This is a genomic window from Nocardioides sp. IC4_145 (assembly GCF_011250565.1).
GTDB lineage: Bacteria > Actinomycetota > Actinomycetes > Propionibacteriales > Nocardioidaceae > Nocardioides.
On the sequence record NZ_JAANMS010000015.1, the window covers coordinates 52,628 to 70,358 of the forward strand.

General features: G+C 73.0%; 14 protein-coding genes and 1 tRNA gene. 2 read left to right on the forward strand and 13 right to left on the reverse strand.

Going from position 1 to position 17,731, the window contains the following annotated elements; genetic code table 11:
- Positions 1–50 precede the first annotated feature (50 nt).
- The 13 genes from G6553_RS08810 to argS form a co-directional block, all read right to left on the reverse strand.
- Entirely contained in the window at positions 51–1,208 is a 1,158-nt protein-coding gene (locus tag G6553_RS08810) for an MraY family glycosyltransferase (protein WP_166191156.1), read from the reverse strand.
- Positions 1,208–1,879, reverse strand: coding sequence for an L-threonylcarbamoyladenylate synthase (locus tag G6553_RS08815; protein ID WP_166191158.1), 672 nt, complete (start codon positions 1,877–1,879; stop codon positions 1,208–1,210). Before G6553_RS08815 ends, G6553_RS08810 begins: the two co-directional genes overlap by 1 nt.
- Before the next feature lie 4 nt (positions 1,880–1,883).
- The gene (gene prmC / locus G6553_RS08820) at positions 1,884–2,741 is read right to left on the reverse strand and encodes a peptide chain release factor N(5)-glutamine methyltransferase (protein ID WP_347565599.1); all 858 of its coding nucleotides are present in this window, start codon (positions 2,739–2,741) and stop codon (positions 1,884–1,886) included.
- A complete protein-coding gene (prfA, locus tag G6553_RS08825; RefSeq protein WP_166191160.1) occupies positions 2,738–3,811 on the reverse strand; it encodes a peptide chain release factor 1 in 1,074 nt (357 codons plus the stop codon). Before prfA ends, prmC begins: the two co-directional genes overlap by 4 nt.
- A gap of 183 nt (positions 3,812–3,994) precedes the next feature.
- Positions 3,995–4,210, reverse strand: coding sequence for a 50S ribosomal protein L31 (rpmE, locus tag G6553_RS08830; protein ID WP_166191162.1), 216 nt, complete (start codon positions 4,208–4,210; stop codon positions 3,995–3,997).
- Positions 4,211–4,327: 117 nt separating this feature from the next.
- Positions 4,328–5,983: an ATP-binding protein gene (locus tag G6553_RS08835; protein ID WP_166191164.1), complete on the reverse strand. Its 1,656-nt coding sequence runs from the start codon at positions 5,981–5,983 to the stop codon at positions 4,328–4,330.
- A gap of 19 nt (positions 5,984–6,002) precedes the next feature.
- Complete coding sequence (locus tag G6553_RS08840; RefSeq protein WP_166191166.1) at positions 6,003–6,374, reverse strand: response regulator; 372 nt, start codon at positions 6,372–6,374, stop codon at positions 6,003–6,005.
- Positions 6,375–6,524: 150 nt separating this feature from the next.
- Positions 6,525–8,510, reverse strand: a complete 1,986-nt coding sequence (gene rho / locus G6553_RS08845) for a transcription termination factor Rho (RefSeq protein ID WP_207619549.1) — start codon at positions 8,508–8,510, stop codon at positions 6,525–6,527.
- A gap of 497 nt (positions 8,511–9,007) precedes the next feature.
- On the reverse strand, positions 9,008–9,913 hold the full coding sequence (thrB, locus tag G6553_RS08850; RefSeq protein WP_166191170.1) for a homoserine kinase: 906 nt from the start codon (positions 9,911–9,913) through the stop codon (positions 9,008–9,010).
- On the reverse strand, positions 9,910–11,001 hold the full coding sequence (gene thrC, locus G6553_RS08855; RefSeq protein ID WP_166191172.1) for a threonine synthase: 1,092 nt from the start codon (positions 10,999–11,001) through the stop codon (positions 9,910–9,912). The genes thrB and thrC overlap by 4 nt, the downstream gene beginning before the upstream one ends.
- Positions 10,998–12,317, reverse strand: coding sequence for a homoserine dehydrogenase (locus G6553_RS08860; RefSeq protein WP_166191174.1), 1,320 nt, complete (start codon positions 12,315–12,317; stop codon positions 10,998–11,000). Before G6553_RS08860 ends, thrC begins: the two co-directional genes overlap by 4 nt.
- On the reverse strand, positions 12,317–13,717 hold the full coding sequence (gene lysA / locus G6553_RS08865) for a diaminopimelate decarboxylase (protein ID WP_166191176.1): 1,401 nt from the start codon (positions 13,715–13,717) through the stop codon (positions 12,317–12,319). The genes G6553_RS08860 and lysA overlap by 1 nt, the downstream gene beginning before the upstream one ends.
- A gap of 10 nt (positions 13,718–13,727) precedes the next feature.
- Positions 13,728–15,383, reverse strand: a complete 1,656-nt coding sequence (gene argS / locus G6553_RS08870) for an arginine--tRNA ligase (protein WP_166191178.1) — start codon at positions 15,381–15,383, stop codon at positions 13,728–13,730.
- A gap of 92 nt (positions 15,384–15,475) precedes the next feature.
- On the opposite strand from argS, the gene G6553_RS08875 reads away from it, so the two are divergent.
- Positions 15,476–15,551 (forward strand) — tRNA-Arg (locus G6553_RS08875).
- A 307-nt stretch (positions 15,552–15,858) separates the two neighbouring features.
- Entirely contained in the window at positions 15,859–17,301 is a 1,443-nt protein-coding gene (locus G6553_RS08880) for a hypothetical protein (protein ID WP_166191180.1), read from the forward strand.
- The last annotated feature ends 430 nt before the right edge of the window (positions 17,302–17,731 follow it).

Sequence of the window (17,731 nt, forward strand, 5' to 3'; positions counted from 1 at the left end):
AGTGGTCTGTCGCGGTCGTCAGCGGCCCCGTGGGCCGCTCGTGAAAACTATCACAAGGTCTCCGGGGAGGGCTCATCGAGCACCTCCAGGACCTTCGGCTTGTGCAGCACCGGCAGCACGAAGGTCAGCGCCACGGTCACCGCGGCGAGCACGCCGACCGACAGCCAGACCCACACGCCGGTGTAGAGGCTCGCGCACACGGTCGCGAAGGCGATCAGCCCGGCCCACAGCCACATGATGAGCACCGCCCGCCGCTGCGAGTGCCCGATCTCGAGCAGGCGGTGGTGCAGGTGCTGCTTGTCGGGCGCGAAGGGCGAGCGCCCGGCCCGGGTGCGGCGCACCACCGCCATCACCAGGTCGAGCAGGGGCACCACGAGGATCGAGACCGGCAGGAGCACCGGCAGCAGCGTGGGCAGCAGGCTGGCCTGCCCGCCGGAGCCGCCCTGGGCGATCTCGGTGCCGGAGAACTGACCGGTCAGCGTGACCGCGCTCGCCGACAGCACCAGCCCGATCAGCATCGAGCCCGAGTCGCCCATGAACAGCCGGGCCGGATGGAAGTTGTGGACCAGGAAGCCGACGCAGACCCCGGCCAGCGCGACGCTGAGCAGCGCCGCCGTGGTCGCGCGGGGAGCGTCGTTGATGCGGGTGAGCTGGTAGCAGAAGACGAAGAACGCGATGGCGCCGATGCCGACCACGCCGGCGGCCAGGCCGTCGAGGCCGTCGACGAAGTTCACCGCGTTGACGGTCGCGATCACCACGAAGCCGGTCAGCAGCGCCGCCTGGGCGTCGTCCATGGCGAACTGCTCGCCGTTGGTGAGCGGGAAGTAGACGTACTGGATGCCGAAGGCGACGAGGAAGCCGGCGGCGAGCACCTGGCCACCGAGCTTGGTGAGCGCGTCGAGCTCGAGGATGTCGTCGAGCACCCCCACCGCGCAGATCAGCGCGCCGGCGATGAGCACGATGCCGGCGTCGCGGAAGACGAAGGGCCCGCTGAGGGAGAGGAACGGCAGCTCCCGGGCCACGAGGTACGCCGCCACCAGCCCGCCCAGCATCGCCAGGCCGCCGAGGTACGGGATCGGCTCGTCGTGCACGTCCCGGTCCCGCACCGCCGCCACCGCGCCCGTGCGGATCGCGATCTCCCGAGCCACGACGGTGAGCAGGTAGGTGACCGTCGCGGCCACGAGGAAGACGAGGAGGTACTCCCGCACTAGGCGCTCGCCTGGCCCTCGTCGGTCAGCGTCGCCCCGAGCGGCTCGAGGACCTCGTTGAGCTGCTCGAGCGAGAGCGCACCGCGGCGCAGCACCCGGCCCTGGTCGCCGGTGCAGTCGACGATCGTCGAGGCCTCGCCGCCGGGCGACTCACCGGCGTCGACCAGCACGGCGACCTCGTCGCCGAGCATCTCCTCGGCCTGCTCGGCGTCGGTGGCGGCCGGCATGCCCGAGAGGTTCGCCGAGGAGACCGCGAGCGGGCCGGTGCGCTCGAGCACCTCGAGCGCGACGGGGTGGTCGGGCATCCGCACCGCGACGGTGCCGCGGGTGTCGCCGAGGTCCCACTGCAGCGAGGTCTGCTGGTGGCAGACCACGGTCAGCGGGCCGGGCCAGAACCGCTCGACCAGCGCGCGGGCGTAGCCCGGCACGCGGACGGCCAGCGCGTCGAGCGTGGTCGGCGAGCTGACGAGCACCGGCGGCGGCATGTCGCGGCCGCGGCCCTTGGCGTCGAGCAGGTCACGGACGGCGGCGGGGTCGAAGGCGTCGGCCGCGATGCCGTAGACCGTGTCGGTCGGCAGCACGACCAGCTCGCCGCGCTGGACGGCCAGGGTCGCCGCCTCGACGGCCGCCTCGCGGGCGTCCTCGGTGTCGGTCGGGTAGCGCTCGCTCACCGGGTCATCGTGCCAGCCGGGCCGTCACGAAGCGCGCCCGACCTGCCAGGTCGGGGTGGTCGCGCACCTCGGTCCACCGCCCGGTCGCCGCGAAGACGGCCGGCGCGGACTCGCCCTGGACGTCGGCGTGCTCGGCGCCCACCACTCCCCCGGGCCGGAGCAGCAGCGCGGCCCGCCGCTCCAGCACGCGCATCGCGTCCAACCCGTCGTCGCCGGAGAAGAGCGCGAGGTGCGGGTCGTGGTCGCGCGCCTCGGGGGCGACCGACTCCCACGCGTCGAGCGGGATGTAGGGCGGGTTGCAGGTCACGACGTCCACCTCACCGGCCAGGTCGTCGAACGCCGTGGCCAGGTCGCCCTGGCGCAGGTCGACCCCGGTGCCGGCGAGGTTGCGGACCGCCCAGCGGTGCGCGGCCTCGTCCAGCTCGACGGCGTGCACCACCGCCTGCGGGACCTCGTCGGCGACCGCCTTCGCGATCGCCCCGGACCCGGTGCACAGGTCGACGACCACCGGCGCGCTGCCCCCGTCCACCAGCTCGGTGGCCCGCTCGACGGCCCACCCGGCGAGCAGCTCGGTCTCCGGCCGCGGCACGAACACCCCCGGGCCGACGGCCAGCTCGACGTGGCGGAACCACGCCGACCCGGTCAGGTGCTGGAGCGGCTCGCGCCCCGCGCGGCGCGTGACCAGCACGGCGTACTCGTCCAGGGCGGGCTGGTCGACCGCGTCGACGAGGACCAGCCGGCCGCGGGTCGTGCCGAGCACGTGCGCGAGCAGCTCGGCGGCGTCGTGCTCGGGGCTGGCGACGCCCGCCTCGCGCAGCCGGGCCGTGGCCTCGGCCAGCACGTCGCGGCGGGACCGGCTCACTGCTCGAGCGCCTCGAGGCGCTCGGCGAGGTCGGCGTCGACGCACGAGGCGAGCACCGGCTGGAGGTCGCCGTCGAGGACCTGGTCGAGGTTGTAGGCCTTGTAGCCGGTGCGGTGGTCGGAGATCCGGTTCTCGGGGTAGTTGTAGGTGCGAATCCGCTCCGAGCGGTCGACGGTGCGGACCTGGCTGCGCCGGGCGTCGCTGGCCTCGGCGTCGGCGGCTTCCTGGGCGGCGGCGAGGAGCCGCGCGCGGAGGATGCGCATGGCCTGCTCCTTGTTCTGCAGCTGGCTCTTCTCGTTCTGGCAGGAGACGACGATGCCGGTCGGGACGTGGGTGATCCGCACGGCCGAGTCGGTCGTGTTCACGCTCTGGCCGCCGGGACCGCTGGAGCGGAAGACGTCGATGCGCAGGTCGTTCTCGTCGATCGTGACGTCGACCTGCTCGGCCTCCGGCAGCACGAGGACGCCGGCGGCACTGGTGTGCACGCGGCCCTGCGACTCGGTCACCGGCACCCGCTGGACGCGGTGGACGCCGCCCTCGAACTTCAGCAGGCCGTACGGCGCCTCACCGGGCTCGGGCGTGCCCTTGGCCTTCACCGCGACGGTGACCGACTTGTAGCCGCCGAGGTCGGACTCGGTGGCATCCAGCACCTCGACCTTCCAGCCGCGCCCCTCGGCGTACCGGGTGTACATGCGCAGCAGGTCGCCGGCGAACAGCGCCGACTCCTCCCCGCCCTCGCCGGACTTCACCTCGAGGATGGCGTCCTTGTCGTCGGCCGGGTCGCGCGGGACCAGCAGGCGGCGCAGCCGCTCCTCGGCCCCGGCGAGCCGCGGGACCAGCGACTCGGCCTCCTCCGCGAAGGACGGGTCCTCGGCGGCGAGCTCGCGCGCGGCCTCGAGGTCCTCCCCCAGCCGCTGCCAGTCGCGCCACGCGCCGATGACCGAGGAGAGCTGGGCGTAGCGCTGGTTGAGCCGCTTGGCGAGGCGCGCGTCGGCGTGGGTCTCCGGCGCGCCGAGCTGCTGCTCGAGCGCGGCGTGCTCGGCGAGCATGCCCTCGACGGCCTCGAACATGTTGCTCTGCCTTCCCACTCACCCGGTTCCGAGACGAGCCGCGCAGCCCGTCGCTTCGCTCCGGCCTACGCCGGCTCCCTCGACCTCCCGGCCCGTCCTTGCCACGCAAGCGCGACAAGGGGCCGTGACAAACAACGAGCGCCGGCCCCTGCCGTGGTGGCGGGGGCCGGCGCTCCGGGACAGCTACTTCTTGGCTGCCTTGGCGTAGCGGGCCTCGAAGCGGGCGACGCGGCCGCCGGTGTCGAGGATCTTCTGCTTGCCGGTGTAGAACGGGTGGCACTGCGAGCAGACGTCGGAGCGGATCTGGCCCGACGTGACAGTGCTGCGGGTCGTGAACTCGGCGCCGCAGGTGCAGGTCACCGTGGTCTCGACGTACTCGGGGTGGATGTCCTTCTTCATGGTGTCCTCTCAGTCGCCGGGTCGTCCGCCGCGCCCTGCGGCAAGCACGTGAACCGGAACCAGCACGGAATTGTGCCACCGGTCAGAACGCCGGCCCAATCGTGGTTGTTCCCGCGCTCAGACCTCGTGCCGGTCCTGCTCGGGCTCCCGCTCAGGCGCCTGCTCGGGGGTCGCCTCCGCGGGCCCGGCGAGCTCGGTCGGGGCCGGCGCGGGGGGCACCCGGTCGCCCTGGAGGCGCAGCGAGATGGTCACCGTGGTGCCCTCGCCCTCCTCGGAGTCGAAGAGCACCTGGCCGTCGTGCTTGTCGATGATCGTCTGGACGATCCGGACGCCGAGGCCGGTGCCGGCGATCTCGTTGTGGACCGCGTTCGAGGCGCGGAAGAACCGGGTGCCGAGCCGCTCGAGCTCGCCGGCGGGGATGCCGATGCCGTGGTCGCGGACGGCCACCCTCACCTGTCCCATCGACTCGGTCACCTCGACCTCGACCGGGTCGCCGTCCCGGCTGAACTTCACCGCGTTGCTGAGGACGTTGAGGAACGCGCGGTTGAGCATGGCGCGGTCGGCCAGGACGGGCAGCGGGTGGCCCGGGGCGGTCACGGTCACAGCGATGCCGCGGCGAGCAGCGGTGATGCGTACGTCGGTCGCGGCGTCGCGGACCACCTGGTCGAGGTCTACCTGCTCGAGGTCGGTGCCGCGGTTCTCCGCCTTGGACAGCGTCAACAGGTCGTCGATGAGCGCCTTGAGCCGGCTGACGTTGCGACGCGTGGCCTCGAGCATCCGCTCGTGGCGCGGGGCCATGCCTTCCTCGAACTCCTCGGCGATCATCTCGAGGTAGCCGCTGATGGTGGTCAGCGGCGTGCGCAGCTCGTGGGAGACGTTCGAGACGAAGTCGTCGCGGGCGGTGTCGAGCGCCCGCAGCTCGGCCTGGATGCGGGTCTCGACGGCGCGGGCACGGGACTGCTGCTCGACCAGCTCGTTGAGGGCGACGGCGACCGCGCGCACCTCGCGCGGCCCGGCCACCTCGGCGCGGACGTCGGCCTCGGCGCGGGCGACCCGCTGGACGGTCGCCTCGATCGCCAGCAGCGGGGCCGACAGCTCGCGGTCCAGGCGACGGCGCGATCGGCCGACCAGGAACCAGCCGAGCAGGCCGAGCACGACCACCGCGAGGATCGTCCCCCGGAACCGCCACTGCGCGTCGGAGCTGGCCTCCCGCTGGCGCCGGTCGAACTCGTCGTGGGTGGCGAGGTGCGCCTGCCGCACCTCGTCGAAGAGCCGCTGACCGCGGTCGTAGCGCTGCTGCTGGAAGGTCCCCGGCCCGCCCGGCGCGTCCACCCGGGGCTCGGCGTACCGGTCCACCCAGGCGTCCGTCGCGTCCTGCTGACGCGTCACGAGCACCTCGAGCGTGGCGTCGCCGCGGGCGAACTCCCGCACCTGGCGCTCGTGGCCCGGCAGCCGCTGCATTGCCTGCTCGTAGTCGTCGATCGCCTCCTGCTCGCCGCTGCGGGCGTAGGCGCTGACCGCGGCGTCCATGTCGGTGAGGTCCTGGAGGACGTCCTCGTTCGCCGTCGCCGCCGGCAGCAACCGTCCGGTGAGGTGGTCGACCGCCTGCGTCGAGGCGAGCACGCCGGCCACGCAGATCGCGGCCATGAGGGCGAGGAGCAGGCCCATCCGGGCGAGCACCGGCGCGAGCAGGCGCGAGACCGGGCGTCCGCCGACCGGTGGCGGCGTCCCGCCGACCTGACGGGTGCCCGGACGGGCCGCCGGGGTCCTCATCTGCGTGGGTGCGTCCGGCTCAGAGCGACCGCGCCAGCAGGGCCTCGACCCGGGAGGCGAGCTCGCGGGGGCTGAACGGCTTGGTGATGTAGTCGTCGGCACCGGAGTCGAAGCCGGTCTCGACGTCCGACTCCTGGGCGCGCGCGGTGAGCAGGATGACCGGGAGGTCGGCCAGGGCCGGGTCGGCCCGGATCACGCGGATCGCGTCGAGCCCGGAGAAGCCGGGCATCATCACGTCGAGGACGGCGAGGTCGGGACGCTGCGCCTGGCAGGCCTCCACCGCGGCCGCTCCGTCGGACACCGCGACGATGTCGTGGCCGAGCGTCGAGAGCTTGAACTCGACGAGCTCCCGGATGTCGACGTCGTCGTCAGCGACCAGGATGCGTGCCACGTTCGTCCCTCTCCGGAGTACGTCGTTCGGTGCCCGACCGGGTCGTCCCCCCGCCGTGCCGGGTCAGCCTACGGGGTCCGCCGCCCGCCCCGACGCGGCTTCCCGAGATCGGGCCCGGGAGCCGCGCCGGCCCTGCCGAGGGGGTGGCGGTCAGTCGTCGCCACCGACCGTCGGCGTCGTCTTCTGGACCTGCATGAGGAACTCGATGTTGGTCTGCGACTTCCGCAGCCGCTCGAGCAGCAGCTCGAGCGCCTGCTGGCTCTCGAGGTTCGACATCACGCGGCGGAGCTTCCAGACGATCGCGAGCTCCTCCTTCGAGAGCAGCAGCTCCTCGCGGCGGGTGCCGGACTGGACGGCGTCGATGGCGGGGAACAGCCGCTTCTCGGCGAACTCGCGGCGCAGCCGGATCTCCATGTTCCCGGTGCCCTTGAACTCCTCGAAGATCACCTCGTCCATCTTCGAGCCGCTCTCGACCAGCGCGGTCGCGAGGATCGTCAGCGAGCCGCCGTTCTCGATGTTGCGGGCCGCTCCGAAGAACCGCTTCGGCGGGTAGAGCGCGGCCGAGTCGACACCGCCGGAGAGGATCCGCCCGCTCGCGGGGGCCGACAGGTTGTAGGCGCGGCCGAGGCGGGTGATGCCGTCGAGCAGCACGACCACGTCGTGGCCGAGCTCGACGAGGCGCTTGGCCCGCTCGATCGCCAGCTCCGCGACCATCGTGTGGTCGGCCGGCGGCCGGTCGAACGTCGAGGAGATGACCTCGCCCTTGACCGAGCGCTCGAAGTCGGTGACCTCCTCGGGCCGCTCGTCGACCAGCACGACCATCAGGTGGCACTCGGGGTTGTTGATGGTGATCGAGTTCGCGATCGACTGGAGCACCATCGTCTTGCCGGCCTTCGCCGGCGAGACGATCAGGCCACGCTGGCCCTTGCCGATCGGCGCGGCGATGTCGATGACCCGACCGACGAGGTTGTCCGGGCCGGTCTCCAGGCGCAGCCGCTCGTCGGGGTAGAGCGGCGTCAGCTTCGCGAACTCGACGCGGTGCTTGCCCGCCTCCGGGTCCGCGCCGTTGACGCTGTCGACGCGCACCATCGGGTTGAACTTCTCGCGCCGCTCGCCCTCGCGGGGCTGGCGCACCTGGCCGACGATCGCGTCGCCACGCCGGAGGCCGAACTTCCGGACCATCGACAGCGACAGGTAGACGTCGTCCGGGCCCGGCAGGTAGCCGCTGGTCCGCACGAAGGCGTAGTTGTCGAGCACGTCGAGGATGCCGGCGGCCGGCACGAGCACGTCGTCCTCGAGGATCGTGGTGTCCGGCTCGCCCCGCTGGCCGCGCGTGCGGTCGCGGTCGCGACCCCGACGACGCCGGTTGCGGCCGGTGCCGTCCTGGTCGTCGTCGTGCTCGTCCCGGTTCTGGTCGCGGTCGCGGTTCGGGTTCTGGTCGCGGTTCTGGTCCCGGTTCTGGTCGCGGTCGCGCTGCTGCTCGCGGTCACGCTCCCGCTGCTGGGCGCGGTCGCGCTCGCGCTGCGCCTCGCGGTCCCGCTCGCGCTGCTGGTCGCGCTGCTGGTCCCGCTGCTGGTCGCGGTTGCGGTCCTGCTTGGACTGGCCGCCGTCCTGCTGCTTGTCCTGCTTGTCCTGCTTGTCGGCCGGGCCGTCCTGCTGCCGGTTGCGGCCCTGGCGCTGCTGGCGGTCCTGCCGGTCCTGCCGGTCCTGGTTGCGCTCGCGGCGGCGCTCGCCGTCCTGGCCCGCGGACCGGTCGTCCTGCTCGACCGCCTGCTCGACCGGCTGCTCGGGCTGGGTCTCCGCCGGGCGCTCCGTGGCCTGCTCAGTGGGCTGCTCCGTGGCCTGCCCCGTGGTCTGCTCAGCGGCCGGCTGCGGCTGCTGCTCGGAGGTGTCGGCACGCCGCCGGCGCGACCGGGTGGGCCGCTCGGCGGGCTGGTCGGGCTGCTCGGCGGGCTGGTCGGTCGGCTGCGAGCCGGCCTGCTCGGCGGGCGCGGCGGCAGACGTCGTACCGCTCGACGCCGGACGGCCGGCGCCCTGCGCGGCCTTGATGGCCTCGACGAGCTGGACCTTCTTCATCGTGCCGGCCTCGGCGATGCCCATCCCGCTGGCCATCGAGCGCAGGTCGGCGATGAGCATCGAGCTGAGACCACCGCCTCGCTTGCGTGCCGCTCCGCCGGAGGTCGGTTCGATCGTCTCGGTCACGTGAGGGGGTCCTTCCCACGTCGTCGTGCCGGGGCCGCTTCCCGCGGTCGACCGGCTGCTCGTCAGGGCTCCCGGCTCCCGACCCGGCGTCACCGGCAGGTGAGGACGGCTCGGTACGCGGAGGATCTCCGCGACGAACGAGAAGGGAGTGAGGCACCCGGCGGGTCCGGACTGGCCGGGGAGTCACGATCGGGTGCACGCCTGGTGGTACGGCGCGCGGTCAATGTATCACCGGGGTGAACCGTCCGTCCGCGGCCCGCCCGATCGGCGCGGCGCAGGTTCATCAAGGTATGCAGGAAAGCCGACAGCGTCGGTTCGCCTGCATACCTTGATGAACCGCCACTCCCCTGGCTGGACTCACACGGGGAAGTGACGGCTCGGCTGCATACCTTGGTGGACCGGCACCCGGCGCGCCCGAGCAGCGACGAGCCTCAGTCCAGGACGCGCGCGCCGTCGGTGCTGACGCCGAGGACGTGGGCGGCCCAGCCGTCGGGGCAGCGGGCGAGCAGCCGCTCGCCGCCGGCCGGGCCGTCGACGAAGGCGAGCACGGTCGGGCCGGCGCCGGAGACGACGGCCGGCACGTCGTCGGCGCGCAGGGCGTCGACGAGGGCGAGCGAGGCAGGCATGGCGGGCCGGCGCTGCTCCTGGTGGAGGTAGTCGCGGGTGGCGCGCAGGAGGTGCTCGGGCCGGCCGCCGAGGGCGGCGACGAGGAGCGCCGTGCGACCGGCGTCCGCGGCAGCGTCGGCGTGCGGGACCTGGCTGGGCAGCAGGCCGCGGGCGACCTCGGTGGAGACCCCGTCGGGCGGCACGAAGACGACCACGGCCACCCGCGGGTCGACCGGCGAGCCGACGGTCCAGAAGCCGTCGTCGTCGTGCCCGGAGATCGTGAAGCCGCCGTGCAGCGCCGGCGAGACGTTGTCGGGGTGGCCCTCCATCCGGGCGGCCAGCTCGAAGAGCGCGGCGTCGTCTAGCACCAGCGTGCCGCCGGCGACGAGCGCGCGGGCGAGCACCAGCCCGCCGACGATGGCCGCGGAGGACGAGCCGAGACCGCGGGCGTGCGGGACGACGTTCGTGCACCGCAGCCGGAGCCCCGGCGGCTGCCCGCCGAGCGCGTCGAAGGCGGCCCGCATCGCGCAGACGACCAGGTGCGACTCGTCGAGCGGGACCGAGCCCTCCCCCGCGCCGACGACCTCCACGACCAAGCCGTCACCGAGGACCTCGCCCTCGAGCTCGTCACGCAGCTCGAGCGCGAGCCCGAGGCTGTCGAAGCCGGGGCCGAGGTTCGCCGACGTTGCCGGCACGGTCACCCGGACCGGCCCCGCGACGAACGAGGTCACCGCAGGCCGGCGGCCTCGGCCGCCGCGGTCACGTCCGCGTCGATGACGGTGTCGACGACGCTCTGCCCGCTGGCGGCGTACCCCTCGAGCGCGGTGGCGGTGTCCTTGAGCCCGTGGCCGGTGACGGTGACGGCGACCGTGCTGCCGGCGTACGACTCGCCGCCCGCGAGCTCCTGCAGCAGCCCGGCGATCCCGGCCGCCGAGGCGGGCTCGACGAAGACGCCGTCACGGGCGGCGAGCTCGCGCTGGGCGGCGAGGATCGCGTCGTCGCTGACCGCGGCGAAGCGGCCACCGGACTCGTTGCGCGCCGCCTCGGCGAGCTTCCACGAGGCGGGGTTGCCGATCCGGATCGCGGTCGCCTTGGTCTCGGGATCGGGGAACGGCTCCCCGGTCACCAGCGGCGCCGCGCCCTCGGCCTGGAAGCCGCGCATGACCGGCCGCTTGGTGGCCATGCCGAGGTCGGCGTACTGGTTGTAGCCCAGCCAGTACGCCGAGACGTTGCCGGCGTTGCCGACCGGCAGCAGGTGGTAGTCGGGCGCGTCGCCGAGGAAGTCGACGATCTCGAAGGCCGCGGTCTTCTGCCCCTCGAGGCGGACCGGGTTGACCGAGTTCACCAGGGCGACCGGGTAGTCCCAGGCGAGCTGGCGGGCCAGCGCGAGGCAGTCGTCGAAGTTGCCGCGCACCATGACGACCTGGCCGCCGTGCATGATCGCCTGCGCCATCTTGCCCGCGGCGATCTTGCCCTCGGGCACGAGCACGAGCGGCTTGAGGCCGGCCTTGGCCGCGTACGCCGCCATCGACGCCGACGTGTTGCCCGTCGAGGCGCAGACGACCGCCTCGGCGCCGTCGGCCTTGGCGACCGAGATCGCGGCGGTCATGCCGCGGTCCTTGAAGGAGCCGGTGGGGTTGCTGCCCTCGACCTTGAGCCAGACCTCGGCCCCGGTGAGGCCGGAGAGCCACTCGGAGTGGACCAGCGGGGTGCCGCCCTCGCGGAGCGTGACCGCGGGCGTGCCCGCGGGGATCTCCAACAGGTCGCGGTACTCCTCGATGACCCCCCGCCACTGGTGGGTGGCCGTGCGCGTGCTCACTCCTGCTCCCCTTCCACCCGCATGGTCGAGGTGACCTCGCGGACGATGTCCATGCCCCTCAGGTGCTCCACGGTCGCGCTCAGCTGCGCGTCGGTCGCCTCGTGCGAGACCACCACGAGCTGGGCGTCGTCGTCGCGGCCCTCCTGGCGGACCGTCTGGATCGAGACGCCGTGCTCGGCGAACGCCGCGGCGACCGTCGCCAGCACGCCGGCGCGGTCGTCGACGTCGATCGCCACGTGGTAGCGCGTCCGGGTCTCCCCCATCGGCAGCACGGCGCGGTCGGCGTACGCCGACTCCCCGGCGCCGCGGGTCCGCGCGAGGCGGTTGCGGGCGACGGTGACGAGGTCGCCGAGGACCGCCGACGCGGTGGGCGAGCCGCCCGCGCCGGGGCCGTAGAACATCAGCTGGCCGGCGGCCTCGGACTCGACGAAGACCGCGTTGTAGGCCTCGCGGACCGACGCCAGCGGGTGCGAGCGCGGGATCATCGCGGGGTGAACCCGGACGGCCACGGCCTCCTCGCCGCGGTCGTCGGCGCGCAGCTCGCAGATCGCCAGCAGCTTGACGACCGCGCCCATGTCGCGGGCCGACTGCACGTCGGCCGCGGTCACCTCGGAGATGCCCTCGCGGTGCACGTCGGAGGCGGTCACCCGGGAGTGGAACGCGAGCGAGGCGAGGATCGCGGCCTTCGCGGCCGCGTCGAAGCCCTCGACGTCCGCGGTCGGGTCGGCCTCGGCGTACCCCAGCTCCTGGGCCTCCTCCAGCGCCTCGGCGAAGCCGGCGCCGGAGCTGTCCATCTTGTCGAGGATGAAGTTCGTGGTGCCGTTGACGATGCCGAGCACCCGGGTGACGCGGTCGCCGGCGAGCGACTCGCGCAGCGGACGCAGGATCGGGATGGCGCCGGCGACGGCGGCCTCGTAGTAGAGGTCGCGGCCGGCCTTCTCGGCGGCCTCGAAGAGCGTCGGGCCGTCCTCGGCGAGCAGCGCCTTGTTTGCGGAGACGACGCTGGCGCCGTTCTCGAGCGCCGCGAGGATGAGCGAGCGCGCCGGCTCGATCCCACCGATGACCTCGACGACCAGGTCGACGTCGTCGCGGGTCACCAGACCCGTCGCGTCGGTCGTCAGCAGGTCGGCCGGGACCTCCACCTCGCGCGGCGCGTCCAGGCGCCGCACGGCGACGCCCGCCAGCTCGACCGGCACGCCCACCCGGGCGGCCAGGTCGCCGGCCTGCTCCTGCAGCAGCCGCACCACCTGGGAGCCGACCGAGCCGCAGCCGAGCACCGCCACCCGGAGCTTGTCGGGTCGCTTGTCGCCCTCCATCACAGATCACCCACGTCAGTCGCCAACAGGTCGTCCTCAGTCTCCCGCCGGACGAGGACGCGCGACGCCCCGTCCCGCACCGCGATCACCGGCGGGCGCAGGAGGTGGTTGTAGTTGGAGGCCATCGAGCGGCAGTAGGCGCCCGTGCCGGGCACCGCGACGAGGTCGCCGGGAGCGAGGTCGCCCGGCACGAACTCGTCCTTGACCACGATGTCGCCGGCCTCGCAGTGCTTGCCCACTACCCGGCCGAGCACCGGCTCGGCGTCGGAGCGGCGCGAGGCGAGCGTGCAGGAGTAGTCGGCGTCGTAGAGCGCGGTGCGGATGTTGTCGCTCATCCCGCCGTCGACCGAGACGTAGGTGCGCGAGGCGCCCCCGTCGAGGCTGACGTCCTTGACGGTGCCGACCTCGTAGACCGTGCACATCGACGGGCCGACGATCGCCCGGCCCGGCTCGATCGACAGCGCCGGCTGCTGGATGCCGAGCGCGCGGCACTCGTGCTCGACGATCGCGGTCATCTCGGACGCCAGCCGCGCGGGGTCGGCGGGGTCGTCCTGGGTCGTGTAGGCGATGCCGAAGCCGCCGCCGAGGTCCATCTCGGCCATGTCGACGCCGAGCTCGCGCGACACCGTCGCGTGAAGCGCCAGCACCCGCCGGCCGGCGACCTCGAAGCCGGAGGAGTCGAAGATCTGGCTGCCGATGTGGGAGTGCAGCCCGCGCAGCTCCAGCGCGCCCGCGGCGACCACGCGGCGTACCGCCTCGAGGGCGTCGCCGGCGGTGATCGAGAAGCCGAACTTCTGGTCCTCGTGGGCGGTGGCGATGTACTCGTGGGTGTGCGCCTCGACGCCGGCCGTCACGCGGATCATCACCGGGACGGTCGCGTCCTCCTCGGCGGCGACGCGGGCGAGCCGCTCGATCTCGTGGAAGGAGTCGACGATGATCCGTCCGACACCCAGGCGAACGGCGCGGCGCAGCTCGCCCTCGGACTTGTTGTTGCCGTGGAACTCCACCCGCTCCATCGGGAACCCGGCCCGCTCGGCGACCGACAGCTCGCCGCCGCTGCACACGTCGAGCGAGAGGCCCTCCTCGGCGATCCAGCGGGCGACGGCGACGGAGATGAAGGCTTTGCCGGCGTAGTAGACGTCGTACGCCGCGAACGCGTCGCGGAAGGCCCGGGCCCGGGCCCGGAAGTCGTCCTCGTCCAGGACGTACGCCGGCGAGCCGTGCTCGGCGACCAGCTCGGTCAGCGCCACGCCGCCGACGGTCAGCACCCCCGCGTCGTCCTTGTGCGCGGTGGTCGACCACAGCTGGGGCACCAGGTCGTTGGGGTCGGCGGGCGTGCGCAGCCACGAGGGACCGCGGAAGGCTCCGGGCGCGTGCGCCCACCCTGCTTCGTGCGTCATCGGGTCGTCCTCACATGCGCTCGGGGGCGGACACGCCGAGCAGGCCCAGGCCGTTGGCCAGGACCGTGCGCGTCGCCTGGACCAGCAGCAGGCGCGCCCGGTGCAGGTCGGTGGTCTCCTCGTCGCCCATCGGCAGGACGCGGCAGCTGTCGTAGAAGCGGTGGTAGGTGCCGGCCAGCTCCTCGAGGTAGCGGGCGACGCGGTGCGGCCCGCGCAGCTCGGCGGCCGCGGTCACCACGCGCGGGAACTCCGCGAGGGCGCGCAGCAGCACGCCCTCCTTCTCGTGGGTCAGCAGCTCGGGGTGCGAGGCCGCCTCGACGCCGAGGTCGGCGGCGTTGCGCAGCAGGCTCGAGACCCGCGCGTGGGCGTACTGCACCGTGAACACCGGGTTGTCGTTGGTCGCCTTGGCCCACAGGTCCAGGTCGAGGTCGATGTTGGAGTCCGAGCTGTAGCGGGCCAGCGCGTAGCGCGCGGCGTCCACCCCGATCGCCTCGACCAGGTCGTCGATCGTGACGACCGTGCCGGCCCGCTTCGACATCCGCATCGGCTGCCCGTCGCGCAGGAGGTTGACCATCTGGCCGATGAGGATCTCGAGGTTCGTGCCCGGCTGGTCACCGAAGGCCGCGCACATGGCGTTCATCCGGCCCACGTAGCCGTGGTGGTCGGCACCCAGCATGATCAGGCACCGGTCGAAGCCGCGCTCGCGCTTGTCGAGGTAGTAGGCGAGGTCGCCGGACAGGTAGGCGCCCTGGCCGTCGGACTTGATGATCACCCGGTCCTTGTCGTCACCGAACTTCTCGGTGGCCAGCCAGACGGCGCCGTCCTGCTCGTAGACGTTGCCGAGCTCGCGCAGCCGCGCGACCGCCCGGTCGACCGCGCCGCTCTTGTGCAGCTCGTCCTCGTGGAAGAAGACGTCGAAGTCCACGCCGAACTCGTGGAGGCTCTTCTTGATCTCCTCGAACATCATGTCGACGCCGACCGCGCGGAAGACCTCCTGCGCCTCCTCGTCGCCCAGCCCGAGCACGTCGGGGCGCTGCTCGACGATGGCGCGCGCGATGTCGTGGACGTACTGCCCGCCGTAGCCGTCCTCCGGCGTCGGCTCGCCCTTGGCCGCCGCGAGCAGCGAGCCGCTGAACCGGTCGATCTGACTGCCGTGGTCGTTGAAGTAGTACTCCCGGGTGACCTGCGCACCGGTCATCGTGAAGATCCGCCCGAGCGCGTCGCCGACCGCGGCCCACCGCACGCCGCCGATGTGGATCGGACCGGTCGGGTTCGCGGAGACGAACTCGAGGTTGATCCGCTCCCCGCGGAACGCGTCGGAGGCGCCGTACCGCTCCCCCGCCGCGACGATCTCAGCCGCCACCTGGCCCTGGGCGCCGGCCTCGACCGTGATGTTGAGGAAGCCCGGGCCCGCGACCTCCACGCCGCCGATGCCGTCGGAGGCGCGCAGCCGCTCGGCGAGCAGCTCGCCGAGGGCGCGCGGGTTGGTGCCGGCCTTCTTCGCCAGCTGCAGCGCGACGTTGGTGGCGTAGTCGCCGTGACCCTTCTGGCGCGGACGCTCGACGGTGACCTCGCTGGGTACGCCGTCGGGCAGGGCGAGGTCGCCCTGCTCGACGAGGGCCGTCAGGCCGTCGACGATGGTCGTGGAGAGCTGCGCCGGAGTCACCGTCCAAGCCTATCGGCGGGCACCGGTTTCTCCCGCACGGCCGGGGACGGGTACGGTTCCACCGCGCACGCCGGCGACGCCGGCGGCGCGCTGCCTCCGTAGCTCAGGGGATAGAGCACTGGTTTCCGGTACCAGGTGTCGCAGGTTCGAATCCTGCCGGAGGCGCCACCACGACGTAGCACGACGTAGCACAGCAACGGCCTCCCGGACTCGTCCGAGGGGCCGTTCGTCGTCTCGGCCCCGCCCTTCCCGGCCCTCGGACCCCGATGTCTAGACACGTCGACGTCACAGGCATGGCCGACGTAACGAAGGAGCACGCTCCCCGTTGCAGGCGTGAGACGGCTTCCCCGGGTCGTCTCTCGGAGGGCAGGCCCCGGCTGGTCCCCCGGCCACGGACCCCTGCGGTCCGGCCACCAGGATCCGACGTCGCCCGGCCGGGGAGGGTCGAGCGGCGCGAGCTACGAAAGCAGGAAACGTGAACAAGACCCTGAGCAGGGCGATCGCGGTCACCGCGGTCAGCGCGGCCGGCCTCGCCGGCACCCTCGCCGTGACCCCCACGGCCACCGCCGAGACCGGCTCCCGAGCCGCCGTCTCCGCCCCCGCCGGCAAGCTCACCGACTCCGGCCGCCTCGAGAAGACCGGCTTCGGCTACAAGGCCGACGTCTTCGGCACCAAGCTCCTGCTCGAGGGCGTCGAGCTCCGCGCGCTCAAGGGCGGCTACGCCCAGCAGCGCTGCACCACGATGGCCGGCCGCGTCGCCGAGAAGCGGTCCATCCTCGCGCCGCTCGACGAGATCACCGACGGCCTCCTGCCCGAGGGCCTCATCGACCTCTCGGTCACCAAGCAGACCTCCGAGACCTACAAGCAGGGCAATCGCACCGGCGTCCGCGGCGTCAGCACCGTCGGCGACGTGACCATCGGCGGCCTCGAGCTGCCGGGCCTCGGCAAGCTGCCCAAGCTCAAGATCGAGGGCCTGCAGTCGGTCGCGGACGCGTTCCACGCCAACGGCAGGTTCGGCCACGAGGAGTCCTTCGGCTTCAAGGGCATCTCGCTCGACTACGAGGGCTCCGTCGTCGAGGGCACCCCGCTCGCGATGCTGCTCGACATCCTCAACCAGGTCACCGCGCCGGTCTCCCAGATCGTCAACCAGGTCATCGGCCTGCTCCGGAGCCTCGGCCCCGGCGGCATGATCGAGATCCCGGGCCTCGGCGGCATCGGCCTCGGCTCCTCGTCCGGCCAGGCGAACGGCAAGCAGGGCATCTCCGAGGCGTACGCCCTCAAGGTCCTCATCAACGCCACCGGCAACAACACCATGCTGCAGCTCGGCCGGGCCCGCACCGCGATCTCCAAGGCCGGCCCCGCAGGCGTATTCCGCGGCACCGCCACCGGCGCGAACATCCTGGGCGACATCCCGCTGCTCAACGTCGGCAACCTCGGCCAGCGCTCCATCCCCTGCGGTGGCACCAACGGCAAGGTGCAGACCACCAAGGCCGCGGACTACAGCCTGCTCGGCGGCCTGGTCAACGTCACCGGCGTGACCTACAAGACCATGGGCAAGTACGGCAAGGGCAAGGCCGCCCAGGCGCTCATCGGCACCGACCTCGGCACCATCACCGTCCCGACCCTCGGCCTCGAGGTGAAGGGCCTGTCCTCGCTGGTGAACCTCAAGCGCTCGGCGAAGTCCGCCAAGGTCAAGCCGACCGTCACCACGAAGTACCTCGACATCCGGCACAACGGCAAGCCCGTCACGCTCAAGGCCGGCGACCAGTACGACCTGGGCGACGACAACTTCCTGAACTTCCGGAAGCTGTTCGACCGGACCTTCCACGGCACCGGCGTCCATGGCCTGCAGCTGAACCTCGCGGGCATCGGCCTGCTCGACCTGGCGTCGTCCTCGGGCCGCATCTTCCCCCGCTGACGTCACCGCACCACCTGCTCCACGCTCCACCGATCCACGGCACACCGGGCCGGTCCCTCTCGAGGGGCCGGCCCGGTGGCCATTTCGCCTCCGGCCGCAGTCGCACGCATCCCCGACTCCCCGGCCGCCGTGTCGCCGAGGACGGCCCGCGAGCCCGGTACGCCGCGCGGGTCGGGGCCGGAGGCGGCGGGGCGCCGGAGGGCGAACGTAAATCGGAGGCGTGGCGGCCTGGAGGAGCGAAGCGGGGGAAGGCCGACACGGCGAGGAAGTGAGCCGGAGGCGCCCCCCAGCCGCAGGCCCCGACCCACCACCCGGCGCACCCCGGCCCCGCGGCACGGCCGCACAACGACCCGGGAGCCGACAACCGCCCGCCGCAGGCGGACACGCGCCCCCGAGGCCGCAGTCGGGTCCCGGGGTTTCGACACGCTCG

Coding starts and splice junctions, on each gene's coding strand:
- rpmE (WP_166191162.1), bottom strand. CDS start 4,210: ATGAAGAAGGACATCCACCCCGAGTACGTCGAGACCACGGTGACCTGC.
- G6553_RS08860 (WP_166191174.1), bottom strand. CDS start 12,317: ATGGAGGGCGACAAGCGACCCGACAAGCTCCGGGTGGCGGTGCTCGGC.
- G6553_RS08835 (WP_166191164.1), bottom strand. CDS start 5,983: ATGAGGACCCCGGCGGCCCGTCCGGGCACCCGTCAGGTCGGCGGGACG.
- prfA (WP_166191160.1), bottom strand. CDS start 3,811: ATGTTCGAGGCCGTCGAGGGCATGCTCGCCGAGCACGCCGCGCTCGAG.
- rho (WP_207619549.1), bottom strand. CDS start 8,510: ATGCTCATCGCCGACCTGCGCTCGATGGCCAGCGGGATGGGCATCGCC.
- lysA (WP_166191176.1), bottom strand. CDS start 13,717: ATGACGCACGAAGCAGGGTGGGCGCACGCGCCCGGAGCCTTCCGCGGT.